This window comes from Solwaraspora sp. WMMD792 (assembly GCF_029626105.1).
Taxonomy (GTDB): Bacteria; Actinomycetota; Actinomycetes; order Mycobacteriales; family Micromonosporaceae; genus Micromonospora_E.
Map to the genome: position 1 here is coordinate 6,732,919 of NZ_JARUBH010000009.1, position 14,704 is coordinate 6,747,622.

A 14,704-nucleotide genomic window follows, 5' to 3' on the forward strand; every position below is an offset into this window, starting at 1 on the left:
GATCATCGGATGGATGCTACCGCTGCTCTGCCTTTCTGTCAGTCTGGAAGAGCAAAATTCTCAGGAAACCGACAGCAAAACCAGGTCGGCCAAAATTCCTGTTTCCAGATGTAACAAAATTCTCACCGAGAAGCTCGACCAGTGGCTGTTTGCGTTGCCCAAGCGGGATCCCGCCCAACCCTATGTGCGTTTTCCGATCCGGGCGGAGTTGGCGCTGGCGCAGGGCTTCCGGCTCGCTGCCAACCTTCGTCGCCTGCCCCGAGGCTCCCGAGTGCGAGACCGCAGCTTTCTGATCGAGCGGGCCGAGTTGGCGCTGCGCAACTCCGGGTTCTGGTACAGCCAGATCGCTCTGATCCAGGCGCTCACCCTGCTTTCGCTCCCCGATGATCCGAATGCGTCGGCTCCGCCGGGCGGGCATGTTGCCGATCCCTGGGCCCAGGTCCAGTACTGGATCGGTCTGGCCGGCAGCGCCGTTCCAGGTGGCGAGAGGGGCAAGGCACATCCATTTGTCACCGAGGTCGGTCGCTTTTGTTTGTCTGCGCTGCTCACCATGCGTCCCGAACGTTACATCTGGATCGACGAGAGCGAGACAGCAAGCAGGGTCGGTGCGTGCAGCCCGTCGGAGGATGTCCGGTGGCACCAGACGTCGTGGATCCCGGATTCGATGGGCTGGAGTCTGCTGGTGCCCCGAGCGCAGCGTCTGCTGGCCGACGTCATGCTGCTCTACAACCTTGCCGACCGAGGGGAGAGCCCGGACCGCCGGGAGGTGCGGCTGGCCAGGTCGGACCGTAACGATCTGCCGCCTTGTATGACGAGTGACCGCGAGGCATTGCAGGCCAAGCGGAACCTTGACCTCAAGGAACGTGGCGAACCGGGCAAGACCTGCCTGCACGGCTGCCCGTTTCGACTCTGCCCGCTGCCAGCTCGAGGCGAACGCCTGACGTATCAGTTGGACCAGAGCTTCTGTGCGCGCCAGGCGGACCTGGCCAGCACGATGAGGGTCGATTTCTGGCACAGCGATTTCTGGAAGTCAGGCTATTGGCGGTACGGCCCGTGGCGCCCAGAATTATGGCGAGCCTGGTTCGTCAACCGGGCAACCTGGCAGGCGGTGCCCCGCTCGGCGCTGAGCCGGTTCTGGCGGCAGATGTCAGAGCGTGACCTGCCCGACGACCGCTGGTAGTGAGCGCCTCGGGTCTGCCGGATCGTCATCGATCCGACTGCTCCCGCACGAAGACACCCTCGCCTTGGCGGCCTTCGATCAGACCTTCGGCCTTGAGGATCAGCAGAGCCGTCCGGACCGAGCCGTACGACACGCCGTAGTGCTCGATGAGCCCCTGCGTCGTCGGCAGCTGGTCACCGGGTCGTAGCTCGCCTGAGCGAATCTGGGCTCGGATGGCGGAAGCCACCCGTTCGTACTTCGGCGTGGTCATGTCGGTTGGTCTCCCTGGCTCGCAGCGCCAAGTAGACCACCGAAGATCGACAGCGTCTATTACGTCGACAGTGTCGACAATGTCGACCCTCTGTCGTAACCTCGGTACTGCTCTCCTTGGCTCGCAACCGGGTGGAGCAGGACTTGTAGGCGGCCCGGGTGGAGTTGGCGCTCCAGGATCCCGGGCCTTGACCGGGAGAGGACCCCGGCCCATGAGCAATCTACCGAAGCGTGCCCACCCGCCGTGGTGCCTGCGCGGCGCCGACTGCGCCACTACGCCCGACAGTGCCGCCTGGCACTCGTCCCGCCTGCTGCGAGTCGCCGCGACCGACGTGCACCCGTGCGTGGACGTCGCCGTCGGCCGCTGGCAACTCGATCCGGCCGAACCAGCGCAGGCGGCCCGAAGGCAGCCGACCGGCGCGACCGGTACGGCGGCGCTGCTGGCTGGCGGCGTACTGCTGGAATTTCGGCTCGGTGACGACGTCGACCAGTGGCCGGTCGACCGGGCGCAGGCGCTCGCCCTGACCTGGCTCATCGCGCGACTGCTGCGCGACGACGTCCCGTCCCGACGCCGCCGCGCAGTCTGACCGCGCCGGCTGCCGGTCGAGGCCGGCGCGTCGCCGGTCGGCGACCGTAGGTTCAGTGCGTTCAGTCGACGATGGCGTACGCGCGGACCGGCGCGGTGTCCAGCCCGGCGAACATCGGCGGTACGGCGCTGAACCGGAACCCGTACGCCGGTAGCTCGCCCAGCCCACGTAGGTGCTCGACGATCGGGATCCCGGCGGCCAGCAGGATGCTGTGCGCCGGCCGGGCACCGTTGGCCGAGGGCGCGGTGTCGTCGATGTTGATCGAGTCGATGCCGACCAGGGCGACTCCTGCCGAGACCAGCAGTTCCGCCCCGTCTGCCGTCAGGTACGGGTGGTCCGGGGCGGCGTACCGCTCGGTGCCGAAGTGTGCCGACCAGCCGGTGTCCAGCAGCACCGCCCGTCCCGCCAGCGCCCCGCCGGCGGCCGTGCCGTCGCCAGCGGCCGTGCCGCCGACGACCGTGCCGTCGACGACGGCTGCCCCGGCCAGGTGCGGGCGCAGCAGCGCGGCGTCCACCGCTCGCGTGGCGGACGGCACCCGGACCACCACGCCGGGCAGATCAGCCAGCTTTTCCAGCGGCAGCCCGGCCAGGTCCGCCCCGTCGGACCAGCGGTGCGACGGGGCGTCCAGGTACGTTCCGGTGTTGCCGATCATCGTGATCTGGTTGATCCGGAACGTGGTGCCGGCCGCGTACCGCTCGGCCGATGCCTCCCGGCTGAGCCACTCGGTGATCGCCGGGGCGGGTAGCCCCGGATAGGTGACCATGCCGTCCCGGACGACGTGGCTGAGTTCGACGAACCGTTTCTCGGTCGGTGTGCCCATGTCCGGCGAGGTTAGTGGGTGAGGGCGGATCAGCGGGCGGATAGGCTGGTAGGCCTGACCCCCCGCCCGGACCGGGCGTGGGGTTGTCGTCGCGTGTGCGCCCTAAGCGTGCACCGCCGCACAGCAAGGCGTATCCCACCGCGAAGGTTGTGACCATGACCGCGCTCGCCGGCCTGCTCAATGCCGCTCTCGCCGATCCCGCCCTGACCCGGGTACGGGATCTGGCAAAGATCGCCACGCCAGAAAAAGACGGGCTGGACGTCACCGCGCCGCCGGCGCTGCGCCCGTTCACGGTCGCGGCGGTGGCCGCCGAGACGCAGGCCGGCGGGGCGGGGCGACCGGTGCTGGCGGTCACCGCGACCAGCCGGGAGGCCGACGACCTGGCCGCCGCCCTCGGTGAGCTACTGCCGGCCGGCCAGGTCGCGGTCTTCCCGAGCTGGGAGACGCTGCCGCACGAGCGGCTGTCGCCGCGTTCGGACACCGTCGGGCGGCGGCTCGCCGTGCTGCGCCGGCTGGCGCACCCCGACGCGGACACCGGACCAACGGCCAGCGACGGCAAGTCCGGCGACGGTACGCACGGCGAGCGACAGCGGCAAGGGCCGCTGCGGGTGGTCGTGGCGCCGGTCCGCTCCGTGCTGCAGCCGCAGCTAAGAGGGCTCGGTGACCTGGAGCCGGTCCAGCTGACCGCCGGAGGCAACTCCGGCGGCCTGGAGGAGGTCGTCGACCGGCTGGTCGCGATGGCGTACGCACGGGTCGACCTGGTCACCAAGCGCGGTGAGTTCGCGGTACGCGGCGGCATCCTGGACGTGTTCCCGCCGACCGACGAGCACCCGTCCCGGGTCGAGTTCTGGGGCGACGACGTCGAGGAGATCCGCACCTTCGCCGTAGCCGACCAGCGCACCATCGAAGCCGTCGATCGGCTGTGGGCACCGCCGTGCCGGGAACTGCTGCTCACCGACCCGGTACGCCAGCGGGCCGCCGAGCTGGCCCAGCAGCATCCCGAGCTGGGCGAGATCCTGGACAAGCTGGCCGAGGGCATCCCGGTCGAAGGCATGGAGTCGCTGGCCCCGGCCCTGCTGGACGGCACCGACAGCATGGAGCTGCTGCTGCACTGCATGCCGGCCGGCACCCACGTACTGCTCTGCGACCCGGAGCGGATCCGTACCCGGGCGCACGATCTGGTCCGTACCTCGGCGGAGTTTCTCGAGGCCAGCTGGGCCGCGGCCGCCGTCGGTGGCCAGGCCCCGATCGACCTGGGCGCGGCCGCCTTCCGCACCCTCGCCGAGGTACGCGCGGTGGCCGCCACGCTCGACCAGCCGTGGTGGACCCTGTCGCCGTTCGGCCTGGCCGAAGCCGACGCGGACACCGCAGGCGCAGCAGCAGGCGCGCAGCCGTGGGAGGATGCCCCGGCTCCGGTGAGCGTCAGCCCGGACGCCGGGGACGCGGTGGCGCTGACCGCCGCCCCCGCGCCGCTCTACCACGGGGAGACCGCCCGGGTCGTCGACGACCTGAAACGCTGGACCGGCGACGGTTGGTCGGTGGTGCTGGTCTTCGAGGGGCACGGGCCGGCGCAGCGGTCGGTGGCCGTGCTGCGCGACGCGGGGCTCGGCGCGACGCTCGTCGAGAACGTGCCGACCGCCCCGACGCCCGGCGACCTCGTCGTCACCTGCGGCAGCCTCGGCAACGGCTTCGTCGCCGAACGGGCCCGGCTGGCGATCGTCACCGGCGCCGACATCAGCGGCGGCCGGGGCGCCTCCACCAAGGACATGCGCAGGATGCCGAGCCGGCGGCGCAACACCATCGACCCGCTGGAGCTGCGCGCCGGCGACCACGTCGTGCACGAGCAGCACGGCATCGGCCGCTACGTCGAGCTGGTGCAGCGCAAGGTCAACGGCGCCGACCGGGAGTACCTGGTCATCGAGTACGCGCCGGCCAAGCGCGGCCAGCCCGGCGACCGGCTGTTCGTCCCGACCGACCAGCTGGACCAGCTGTCCCGCTACGTCGGTGGGGAGCAGCCGACGCTGCACAAGATGGGTGGCTCGGACTGGCAGAAGGCCAAGACCCGGGCCCGCAAGGCGGTACGGGAGATCGCCGCCCAGCTGATCCAGCTGTACGCGGCCCGCAAGGCAGCCAAGGGGCATGCGTTCGGCCCGGACACCCCGTGGCAGCGGGAGCTGGAGGACGCCTTCCCGTACACCGAGACCCCGGACCAGCTGGCGGCGATCGACGAGGTCAAGGGCGACATGCAGCAGTCGACCCCGATGGACCGGCTGATCTGCGGCGACGTCGGCTACGGCAAGACCGAGATCGCGGTACGGGCGGCGTTCAAGGCGGTGCAGGACGGCAAGCAGGTGGCGGTGCTGGTGCCGACGACGCTGCTCGCCCAGCAACACTTCAACACGTTCGCCGAGCGGATGGCCCAGTTCCCGGTCGAGATCCGGCAGCTGTCCCGGTTCGCCACCCCGAAGGAGACCGAGCAGACGCTGACCATGGCCGCCGAGGGCACCGCCGACATCGTCATCGGCACCCACCGGCTGCTGCAGTCGGCCACCCGCTTCAAGGCGCTCGGGTTGATCATCGTCGACGAGGAGCAGCGGTTCGGGGTGGAGCACAAGGAGCACCTGAAGTCGCTGCGTACCTCGGTCGACGTGCTGACCATGTCGGCGACGCCGATTCCGCGCACCCTGGAGATGGCGATCACCGGCATCCGGGAGATGTCGACGATCGCCACCCCACCGGAGGAGCGCCATCCGGTGCTGACCGCCGTCGGGGCGTACGACGACAAGCAGGTCGCCGCCGCGATCCACCGCGAGCTGCTCCGCGACGGCCAGGTCTTCTACCTGCACAACCGGGTCGAGTCGATCGACAAGGCGGCGCGGCGGCTGCGCGAGCTGGTGCCGGAGGCGCGGGTCGCGGTGGCGCACGGCCAGATGGGTGAGGACGCCCTGGAGAAGGTGATGGTCGGCTTCTGGGAGAAGGAGTTCGACGTCCTGGTCTGCACCACGATCGTCGAGTCGGGCATCGACATCCCGAACGCGAACACGCTGATCGTGGAGCGGGCCGACCTGCTCGGCCTGGCCCAGCTGCATCAGATCCGCGGCCGGGTCGGCCGGGGTCGGGAGCGGGCGTACGCCTACTTCCTCTACCCGCGCGAGAAGCCGTTGACCGAGCACGCCCACGAGCGGCTGGCGACCATCGCCCAGCACACCGAGCTGGGCGCCGGCATGTACGTGGCGATGAAGGACCTGGAGATCCGGGGCGCCGGCAACCTGCTCGGCGGCGAACAGTCCGGCCACATCGAGGGCGTCGGGTTCGACCTGTACGTGCGGATGGTCGGCGAGGCGGTGCAGAACTTCAAGGGCGAGGCGCCCGACGACGCCGAAACCGCCGAGGTGAAGGTCGACCTGCCGGTCGACGCGCACCTGCCGCACGACTACATCGGCGTGGAACGGCTGCGCCTGGAGATGTACCGCAAACTTGCCGGGGCCCGCGACGCCGCCGCGCTGCAGGAGATCGTCGCCGAGATGACCGACCGGTACGGCGAACCACCGGCGCAGGTCGGCAACCTGGTGGCGGTGGCGCGGTTCCGGCTGCTGGCCAAGGCGTACGGGCTGACCGACGTGTCGATGCAGGGCAAGCATGTCCGGTTCGCCCCGCTGGTGCTGCCCGACTCGAAGCAGCTGCGGCTCAAGCGCTACCACCCGGACGCGGTCTACAAGTCGGCCGCCGACCAGGTCAGCGTGCCCCGGCCGACGACCCGGCGGATCGGCGGCGAGCCGCTGCGTGACCAGGCGCTGCTGGACTGGTGCGCCCAGCTGCTGCGCGACCTGCTCGGCGACCCGCCGACCACGGGTTCCGCGCCGTCGACGGACAGTGCACGGGTCGGTGCACCGGCCGGCAGGGGTGCGTGAGAGAGTGTCGACCATGCAGCGTGTCCGTCGCCTGGCGTCGATCACCGTCATTGCCCTGGTCGGGGTCGCCGCACTGTCCGCCTGCCGGTCGCAGCCCGGGGTCGCCGCCTACGTCGGCGACGAGCAGTACACCGAGGAGCAGGTGACCAGCGTCGTCGACGACCTGAGCGACCAGCTCGGCGAGCAGGCCGGTGAGCAGGGTGCCCCGCCGCTGCCGACCCGGCAGCAGGTGGTCAGCGCCCTGGTGCTGGCCGACGTCTGCGCGCAGCTCGACGTGCCGGGTGGTGCGCAGCCGATCTCCCCGGAGCAGTACGCCCAGCAGTTCGGTCTGCCGCCCGACTCGGAGTACGTGCGGGCGGCGGCGCAGGCCTGGACCTGCATCACCGGCCTGCAGGCCGGCGGCCAGGTGCAGCCGACCCAGGAGGAGCTGTTCGACCTGGTCGACCGGGGCCGGGCCGCCGGGGTGATCCCGGAGGACGTCACCGACGAGGAGGCCGCCGGTCAGCTCGACGGTGAGCAGTTGCGGTCCGCGTTGGCCGCCCGCGACGCGATCGCCGACGCGGTCGTCGAGCAGGACGTCACGGTCAACCCGCGGTACCGTCCGCTGGAGTTCCCGGTGCTCAGCTTCCAGACGGCCCAGGGCAACGTGGTCGCGGTCGGCATCCCGCTGGGTGGCGGCGACTCGGGCACGGTCTCCGAACGGCAGTGACCGCCCGGATCGTCCTGCTGGTCACCTCGCCCCGGCTGCCGGCCGGGCTGCTGACGGCGCAGGCCTGGGACGTCGTACGCCGGTTCCCGGTCCTCGCCGGTGCGGACAGTGAGCTGACCACGGCGATCCGCGTCGCCGGCGGCACGGTCACCGTGCCAGTGCCAGTGCCAGTGTCGGAGTCGGAGTCGGAGTCGGTTGAGCAGACGCTGTTGACGGCGGCGGCCGAGCACGGCACCGCTGTGTGGCTGGCCGGTCCGGCCGGCGACGAGGACCTGGCCCGCCGGCTGGGGCTGCGGCTGGCCCGCGAGCCCGGCCTGGCCGAGCTGGAGCTGATGTACGGCTCCTGGGATCCGCCCGGTGCCCGGCTGCTCGACGCGGTCGAGGTCATGGACCGGCTCGTCTCGCCCGGTGGCGACCCGTGGAAGCGGCAGCAGACCCACGACTCGCTGGCACGGTATCTGCTGGAGGAGAGCTACGAGGCGTACGACGCCATCGCGGCCGGTGACCTGACGGCATTGCGCGACGAACTGGGTGACGTGCTGCTACAGGTGGTGCTGCACGCCAGGCTCGCGCAGGAGTTGCCGGACGGCGAACGTTGGGACGTCGACGACGTGGCCGGTGGTCTGGTGGCGAAGATGATCCGCCGTAACCCGCACGTCTTCGCCGGTGTCGCGGTGGCCGACGTCGATGAGATCGTCGACAACTGGGAGCAGATCAAGGCCGCCGAGCGGGCCGCGTCGGGTGCCGCCTCCGGCGCGGGCGACAGCCCGTCACCGATGGACGGGATCGTGCTCGCCCAGCCGGCGCTGTCGCTGGCCGACAAGGTGCTGCAGCGGGCCGGGCGGGCCGGGGTCGACGTACCGCTGCCGGAGCCGGACCCGGCCGTGGACCTGCAGCCGGACGGTGTGGTGGACCCGTCGACGCGGCTCGGCGCGCAACTGCTCGCGCTGGTCGCGCAGGCCCGCGCCGAGGGCCTGGACGCCGAGGGCGCGTTACGCCGTGCCACCCTCGCGTACGCCGCCGCCGTCCGCACCGCCACCACCGACTGACGTTTCCGATTCGCCGGACGGCTCCGACGAATCGGATGAATCGGATGATTCCGGCCGGAGCCGGATGCCGAGCAGTTCCAAGGTGAGGAACGTGACGACCCCGAAGAAGAGCGCGATGTCGGCGACGTTGCCGATGAACCAGTCGAAGTAGGCGATGAAGTCGACGACGTGGCCCTGCCCGAACGACGGCTCGCGGAACAGCCGGTCCAGCAGGTGGGTGAACGCGCCGCCGAGTACCAGGCCGAGTGCGGCCGCCCAGGCCCGGGAGCGGGCCCGCCACGCGAACCAGGCGGTCACGCCGACACCGATCGCGGCCGCGATGGTGAAGACCCAGGTGGTGTTCTCGCCGAACGAGAACGCGGCACCCGGGTTGTAGATCAACTGAATGCCGAGGGCGTCGCCGATCAGCGGGGTCCGCTCGCCGCGGGTCAGCGTCGCCTCCGCCCACAGCTTCGTCAACTGGTCGACGACGAGCACCGTTGCGGCGATGCCGAAGGCGAGCCACGGAGCGCGGCGGGTCCACCGCTGCTGCCGGGGCGCGCGTGCTGCCGTACCGCCGTCGGTCGGTTCGTGGGCGGTCTCGTCGGTGCCGTCCTGCTCGCTCATGATCGGTGATTCTCCCACCGCTTCCGGGCAGCCCACAGCCACGTCGTCCGCCCGGTGGCTCATGCTTGCCGGGCGTCTGGTCGGGGCGCTGTGTAGTGACGGAGCCCGAGCTTGGCGTATACGGCGGTCGGCGGGGTACGGGCGGCGCGACCAGCGAGGTCCTCCAGATACCGCCAGGTCGCCGCGCCGGTCTTGGCCCGCTCGGCGAGGACGAAGGGCGCGACGCACTCCCAGACCCGGCGGATGGCGGTGCCGTTCGACCCGATGATCAGCTTCTCGTCGACGATGCCGTGCGCCACCAACTTCCCGAGATCGTCGTAGCGGCCGGCGACGGTCCGGACCCGCATCCGCACCCTGCCCGGCAGGTCGGAGTACGCCACCGGCGGGTCGTACTCCTGGTTCAGCCGGTCGAAGATGTACTCGCGGGCGTCGAAGAACTCCTGGGTGCGGAACTGGTCGAAGATTTCGAGGACGACTGGCAGCGCGTAGCCGGCGGACGCCGTGCGGTTCTGCCGGACGGCGAGCACCACGGAGACGGTGAGCGAGACGACCGAGAGCACGATCGCCGCGAGATTGGTAAGGGTCTCGACCGGCACCACCCAAGCCTAGGTGGACAGTGCAAGCGGTCTCATCCCTTGCGTGATCGACGTGCGTGGACCATTCACGTTTCGCCGGACGAACTGGAGTCGGCGGTCCGGATACTCGCCGGGTTGATCGACGCATGGCGTCGGTGGGATGGCCTAGGGTCGGTGGCATGGCGTCGTTCGTACCTCTGGCTGAACGCATCATCGACGCGCTGCTGGCCAGCGATCCGGCCCTGGCGTCGTCGGCCGGTGACCACCGCCACGACGACCGGTTGCCGGACCTGTCCGTCGACGGCGTCGCCGCCACCGCGACGATGCTGCTGGACGCCACCAACGCGCTCGCCGAGGTGGACGCGGACGCACTGTCCACCCAGGAGCGGGTGGATCACGCGATCCTGTCGGCGATCGTCGACCGGCGGCTGTTCGAGCTGACCGAGGTGCGTGCCCGGGAGTGGAATCCGCTGGTCTACAACCCGGGGCCGCTGCTGCACGGGTTGATCGCCCGCCCGTTCGCGCCGGCCGCGCAGCGGCTGACCAGTCTGGCCGGACGGCTCGGCGCCGTACCGGACGTGCTGGCCACCGCGCGCGACACGCTGCGCGGCGTACCGGCGATCCACGCCGAGACCGCCGCCGGTCAATTCGCCGGCACCGCCGCGCTGGTCCGCGACCAGGTGCCGGGGCTGCTGGCCGAGGAGCCGGGACTGCGGGACAAGGTCGAGCCGCTGGCGGCCGAGGCGGCGTTCGCGTTGGACGAGTTCGCCGGCTGGCTGCGCGACAGCCTGGACCGCGACGTCGACCGGCGGGACCCACGGCTGGGCCGGCGGCTGTGGGAGGCCCAGCTGTGGCACACCCTGGACACCGAGCTGACCGCCGCCGACGTGCTGGACCGGGCCTGGGCGAATCTGGAGCGGGTAACCGGCGAGATCCGGGTGGCGGCGGCCGAGCTGACCGGTGGGCCGGCCACCGACGACACGGTACGCACCGCGTTGGCCCGGCTGGCCGCCGAGCATCCGGACGACTCGTCCATCGTGTCGCTGGCGCAGACCGCGATGCGGGAGACCACCGAGTTCGTCGCCGCCCACGATCTGGTGTCGATGGTGGACGACCGGTGCGTGATCCAGGAGATGCCGGAGTTCGCCCGGGGCGTCGCGGTGGCCTACTGCGACCCGCCCGGGGTGCTGGAGCGGGCCGACGTTCCGACGTTCTACTGCATCGCGCCGACGCCGACGGATTGGCCCGCCGAGCGGGTCGAGTCGTTCTACCGCGAGTACAACGACCACATGGTGCGTAACCTGACCGTGCACGAGGCGATGCCGGGGCACTTCCTGCAGTTGGCGCACGCCCGCCGGTTCCTCGGCACCACCCGGGTGCGGGCGGTCGGCCGGTCCGGGCCGTTCGTCGAGGGCTGGGCGGTGTACGCCGAGGAGATGATGGTCGACGCCGGGTTCGGTGGCCTGCCGGTACGGCTGCAGCAGTTGAAGATGCAGCTGCGGATGACCATCAACGCGATCCTGGACCAGCTGACGCACTGCGCGGAGCTGCCGCAGGCCGAGGCGATGGCGCTGATGACCGGTCGGGGCTTCCAGGAGGAGGGCGAAGCGGCCGGCAAGTGGCGTCGGGCGTTGCTGACCTCCACCCAGCTGTCCACGTACTTCGTGGGCTACGCCGAGGTGGCGCAGGTGGCGGCGGCGCGGCCAGCCGGCGTACCGGCGCGGCAGTGGCACGACGCGATGCTGGCGCACGGCTCCCCGCCGCCGCGGCACCTGCCGGCGCTACTGCCGATCTGACCGGGCTGTTGAGGCCCGGCCTTGCTGGGCTGTTGAGGCCCGGCCTTGCTGGCCTGCAAGGCCCCGACCGCCCCGCTGGTGTTCGATCAGCCAGCGGGAGATCGAGTACGTTGCCGGCAGCTCGGCCGGCAGGTCGTCCAGGGCGAACCACCGGGCCTCGGCGATCTCCCGGCCGTCGACGACCGGTTCGGCGTCCGGCCCGGCGCGGGCGGTGAAACCGGCGAGCACCACGCCGGGGCCGGACATCGCCCACGGCTGGCTGCCGAAGTAGTCCACCTCGTGCACGTCGAGGCCAACCTCCTCGGCGACCTCGCGGTGCACCGCCTCCTCCAGCGTCTCGCCGGCCTCGACGAACCCGGCGACCAGGGCCCAGACGGCGGTCGGCCCGTAGGTGTGCCGGACCAGCAGCAACTCGTCACCGTCGGGGCCGGGGCTGCGGGTGATCGCGGCCAACACAGCGGGGGAGAGCTGCATCGGTACGTACAGGTCGCAGCCGGGGCAGCGGCGGGCGTGCTCGCCGGGCACCTCGGCGAGTTCGGTGGCGCAGGCTCCGCAGAACCGGTGGGTACGCCGCCAGGTGATCACCTGCAAAGCGCGTCCGGCGAGCGCGGCGAGTGGCTCACCCAGCTCGCCGGCCATCGCCGGCCAGCTCCGCCAGCCGCCGAGCTGGTCGTCAACGGCGGGCAGGCCGGCTGCCCACACCCGGGTGCCGTCCAGGCTGCCCAGCGGCACCCACTCGGTGCTGGCCGGTAGATCGGCCACCGACGGTAGTCCGCCGTCGGCGCTGACCAGCAGTCGGCGGCCGGCCACCACCAGGCACGGATCGGCCGGGTCGGCGCCCCGGCCCACCCGGGCGTCGGGAACGAATCTGCTGGGCGGGGCCGGATCGCTGGGCGGGGCCGGATCGGCCACGGACGGCCCGTTACGCGGGGCCGGGTCGACGGTCGACGGACCGTGCTCCGTGGGGGAGCGTGAAGGCGGTCTCGTCGGCAGTGTCACTGTACCGGCTTATCGCGAATTCGACGGTCTGTCCATCGACCACCCCGGTGAAGCTGCCCAGCGCGCCTTCGGTGGTGACACACACGTCGAACTGGGACGCCGCCGCCCCCTGCACCTGGCTGACCTGCACACAGGTGGCGTGTCGGCCGGCGATCGTGGTGTCGTTCTGGCTCACCACGGCCGCCGGATCCAGTGCGGTGGCGTTGAGTAGCGTGATCACCACCGGTGGGGTGACCAGGCCTCCGGCGTTGGCGTCGGTGAACAGCTCCGGATCGGGTTGGGCGGACGGGGACGGCCCGCTGGTCAGGGTGCAGACCGGCGGGGAGTCGTCGGTGTCACACTCGGTGGTGGTCTCGTCGGTGACGATCAGCTTGCCGCCCGGGTAGACGTACGCCGTACGTTGCGGGGTCTGTGCCTGCACGATGCTGGCACTGGCCCCGCCGACCAGCTGGTACTCGGCCGAGTAGGTCAACGCCCTGGCCCCGTCGAGTCGGGCGGCCAGCTCGTTGACCAGGTCGGCCGGCTCGATGGTCTGGCCGGCGTCGGCGATGGTCTGGCAGCCGGCGACCAGCAGCAGCGTGCCGGCGGCGGTGGCCGCTGCGGCGCGGCGGAACCGGTTCTCCGTTGCACGCATGGTGACAGGGTGACCGATCCTGTCCACCCACCGCAAACCGATTGCCATCAATGTCAGTAAATGGGATCGATGCCGGATCCGGGTGGTTCCCGACGCGTACATCCCGCGTTTCGGAAGCCAGCGCCCGCAGCGTCACCGTCGCCCGATACGCTGCCACCGGAACGGTCGGCCGCACCGTCGCGGCCTTGCGGGACTTGATCACGAGGAGCGACACAGTGGCTACCATCGAGGGAATCGTCGCCAGGGAGATTCTCGATTCGCGCGGCAATCCGACCGTCGAGGTCGAAATCGGGCTTGACGACGGCACCATCGCCCGCGCTGCGGTGCCGTCCGGCGCGTCCACCGGGGCCTTCGAGGCGATCGAGCTGCGTGACGGCGACGCGGACCGCTACTCCGGCAAGGGCGTCGAGCAGGCGGTGGCCAACATCGAGGAGCGCATCGTCGACCAGCTGGTCGGTTTCGAGGCGAGTGAGCAGCGGCTGATCGACCAGAAGATGCTGGATCTGGACGGCACCGCGGACAAGTCCGGGCTGGGCGCGAACGCCATTCTCGGCGTTTCCCTGGCGGTCGCGAAGGCCGCCGCGAACAGCGCCGAGCTGAGCCTCTTCCGGTACCTCGGCGGGCCGAACGCCCACCTGCTGCCGGTGCCGATGATGAACATCCTCAACGGCGGCGCACACGCCGACTCCAACGTCGACGTGCAGGAGTTCATGATCGCCCCGATCGGCGCGCCGACCTTCCGGGAGGCGTTGCGCTGCGGTGCCGAGGTCTATCACAAGCTCAAGTCGGTGCTGAAGAAGAAGGGCCTGGCCACCGGCCTCGGTGACGAGGGTGGCTTCGCCCCGGACCTGCCCACCAACGCCGCCGCGCTGGACCTGATCGCCGAGGCGGTCGGCGCCGCCGGCTACCAGCTCGGCACCGACATCGTGCTGGCGCTCGACGTCGCCGCCACCGAGTTCTACCGCGACGGCGCGTACGTCTTCGAAGGTGCCGGCAAGACCTCCGACGAGATGGTCGCCTACTACACCAAGCTGGTCGGCGAGTACCCGATCGTGTCCATCGAGGACCCGCTGGGCGAGGACGACTGGGCCGGCTGGTCGGCGATGACCGCCGCGCTCGGCGACCGGATCCAGATCGTCGGCGACGACCTGTTCGTCACCAACCCGGAGCGGATCGCCCGGGGCATCGCCGAGCAGGCGGCGAACGCCGTTCTGGTCAAGGTCAACCAGATCGGCTCGCTGACCGAGACGTTCGACGCGGTCGAGCTGGCCCACCGCAGCGGATTCCGCTGCATGATGAGCCACCGGTCCGGTGAGACCGAGGACACCACGATCGCCGACCTGGCGGTAGCCACCGGCTGTGGTCAGATCAAGACCGGCGCACCCGCCCGCTCCGAGCGGGTGGCCAAGTACAACCAGCTGCTGCGGATCGAGGAGGAGCTGGCCGACGCGGCGCGCTACGCCGGGGCCGGCGCGTTCCCGAGGTACCGTTCCGCCTAGCGTCCCGCCGGTTCGACCGGCCCGGTCCTGGTGACCGGGTCCGGTCCGACCGGTCCCGGCGCGCCGACGGTTCGACCAGCCGTCGGCGCA

13 protein-coding genes are annotated in these 14,704 nt (G+C 71.0%); 7 read left to right on the top strand and 6 right to left on the bottom strand.

The features are described 5' to 3' along the window. Positions 1-13: 13 nt before the first annotated feature. Positions 14-1,180, top strand: coding sequence for a hypothetical protein (locus O7629_RS31350; protein WP_278173858.1), 1,167 nt, complete (start codon positions 14-16; stop codon positions 1,178-1,180). A gap of 25 nt (positions 1,181-1,205) precedes the next feature. Here O7629_RS31350 and O7629_RS31355 read toward each other — a convergent pair whose 3' ends face one another. Next, positions 1,206-1,430 carry a winged helix-turn-helix domain-containing protein gene (locus tag O7629_RS31355; protein WP_278173860.1) on the bottom strand — a complete coding sequence of 75 codons (225 nt, stop codon included), beginning with the start codon at positions 1,428-1,430 and terminating at the stop codon, positions 1,206-1,208. 211 nt (positions 1,431-1,641) lie between these two features. Here O7629_RS31355 and O7629_RS31360 point away from each other — a divergent pair, with 211 nt between their 5' ends. Further along, positions 1,642-2,016, top strand: a complete 375-nt coding sequence (locus O7629_RS31360; RefSeq protein ID WP_278173861.1) for a hypothetical protein — start codon at positions 1,642-1,644, stop codon at positions 2,014-2,016. A gap of 61 nt (positions 2,017-2,077) precedes the next feature. Here the strand turns inward: O7629_RS31360 and O7629_RS31365 are convergent, their stop codons facing one another. Beyond that, complete coding sequence (locus tag O7629_RS31365) at positions 2,078-2,836, bottom strand: cyclase family protein (protein ID WP_278173863.1); 759 nt, start codon at positions 2,834-2,836, stop codon at positions 2,078-2,080. A gap of 155 nt (positions 2,837-2,991) precedes the next feature. Between O7629_RS31365 and mfd the strand changes: the two genes are divergently transcribed. Genes mfd through O7629_RS31380 form a run of 3 tightly spaced genes read left to right on the top strand, consistent with a single transcriptional unit; the run spans position 2,992 to position 8,505 of the window. Further along, complete coding sequence (gene mfd, locus O7629_RS31370) at positions 2,992-6,747, top strand: transcription-repair coupling factor (RefSeq protein ID WP_278173864.1); 3,756 nt, start codon at positions 2,992-2,994, stop codon at positions 6,745-6,747. 13 nt (positions 6,748-6,760) lie between these two features. Next, positions 6,761-7,456: a hypothetical protein gene (locus O7629_RS31375; RefSeq protein WP_278173865.1), complete on the top strand. Its 696-nt coding sequence runs from the start codon at positions 6,761-6,763 to the stop codon at positions 7,454-7,456. Further along, positions 7,453-8,505 (top strand): MazG family protein, encoded by a 1,053-nt coding sequence (locus O7629_RS31380; protein ID WP_278173867.1) that lies wholly within the window; start codon positions 7,453-7,455, stop codon positions 8,503-8,505. Before O7629_RS31375 ends, O7629_RS31380 begins: the two co-directional genes overlap by 4 nt. Here the strand turns inward: O7629_RS31380 and O7629_RS31385 are convergent. Further along, positions 8,449-9,111 carry a signal peptidase II gene (locus tag O7629_RS31385; RefSeq protein WP_278173869.1) on the bottom strand — a complete coding sequence of 221 codons (663 nt, stop codon included), beginning with the start codon at positions 9,109-9,111 and terminating at the stop codon, positions 8,449-8,451. The two genes, O7629_RS31380 and O7629_RS31385, sit on opposite strands and share 57 nt — an antisense overlap. Before the next feature lie 59 nt (positions 9,112-9,170). Continuing rightward, positions 9,171-9,707 carry a hypothetical protein gene (locus O7629_RS31390; RefSeq protein ID WP_278173872.1) on the bottom strand — a complete coding sequence of 179 codons (537 nt, stop codon included), beginning with the start codon at positions 9,705-9,707 and terminating at the stop codon, positions 9,171-9,173. A gap of 158 nt (positions 9,708-9,865) precedes the next feature. On the opposite strand from O7629_RS31390, the gene O7629_RS31395 reads away from it, so the two are divergent. Continuing rightward, a complete protein-coding gene (locus O7629_RS31395) occupies positions 9,866-11,482 on the top strand; it encodes a DUF885 domain-containing protein (RefSeq protein WP_278173874.1) in 1,617 nt (538 codons plus the stop codon). Here O7629_RS31395 and nudC read toward each other — a convergent pair. Beyond that, positions 11,468-12,394 (bottom strand): NAD(+) diphosphatase, encoded by a 927-nt coding sequence (gene nudC / locus O7629_RS31400; protein ID WP_278173876.1) that lies wholly within the window; start codon positions 12,392-12,394, stop codon positions 11,468-11,470. The two genes, O7629_RS31395 and nudC, sit on opposite strands and share 15 nt — an antisense overlap. Positions 12,395-12,404: 10 nt before the next feature. Further along, positions 12,405-13,115: a hypothetical protein gene (locus O7629_RS31405; RefSeq protein ID WP_278173877.1), complete on the bottom strand. Its 711-nt coding sequence runs from the start codon at positions 13,113-13,115 to the stop codon at positions 12,405-12,407. Between the two features lie 215 nt (positions 13,116-13,330). Between O7629_RS31405 and eno the strand changes: the two genes are divergently transcribed. Continuing rightward, positions 13,331-14,614, top strand: a complete 1,284-nt coding sequence (eno, locus tag O7629_RS31410; RefSeq protein WP_278173878.1) for a phosphopyruvate hydratase — start codon at positions 13,331-13,333, stop codon at positions 14,612-14,614. Positions 14,615-14,704: the final 90 nt, after the last annotated feature.